At 74.5% G+C, this 635-nt stretch carries 1 protein-coding gene; it reads right to left on the reverse strand.

Annotation, left to right across the window (positions count from 1 at the left end; genetic code table 11):
* A partial coding sequence (locus tag ACFOY2_RS54695) for a transketolase family protein (RefSeq protein WP_379536119.1) occupies positions 1-635 on the reverse strand: 635 nt, incomplete at both ends.

Consider the following 635-nt stretch of genomic DNA (forward strand, 5'->3'; position numbering starts at 1 on the left):
ACGGGGTGGCGGGTGACGACGGTGGCGGCGACGGCCGCGCCGAGTCCGCCGCTGATCGTGGCCTCTTCCGCGGTGACGATCCGGCCGGTCTCGCGGGCGGCGGCCACGATGGCGTCCTCATCGAGGGGGTCCAGGAAGGGCATGTTGAGCACCCGCACGAAGACGCCCTCGGCGCGCAGCAGGGCCGCGGCGTCCAGGGCGCGGGAGGTCAGGGAGCCGATCGCGATCACGGTGGCGTCGGTGCCGTCCTGGAGCGGCACGGCCCGGCGCGGCTCGAACGGCGCCCCCTCAGGGGTGACGGCGGGCACCTTGAAGCGCGGGATCCGCAGGTAGGAAGGACGTCCTGAAGCGGCGGCCCAGCGGACGGCGGCGCGTGTCTGGGCCGGATCCGCCGGGACGATCACGTCCAGGTTGGCGACCGCCCGCATCCAGGACAGGTCCTCGATCCCGTGATGGGTCGGGCCGAGCTCGCCGTAGGCCATGCCGGGGCTCTGCCCGCACAGCACCACGTGCGCCTCGCTGTAGGCGACGTCGGCCTTGATCTGCTCCAGCGCCCGCCCGGTCAGGAACGGCGCCGCCGCGCACACGAACGGGATCTTGCCCGCGTTCGCCAGCCCCGCGGCCACCCCGACGAG

This window comes from Nonomuraea purpurea, assembly GCF_042650645.1.
Lineage (GTDB): Bacteria > Actinomycetota > Actinomycetes > Streptosporangiales > Streptosporangiaceae > Nonomuraea > Nonomuraea purpurea.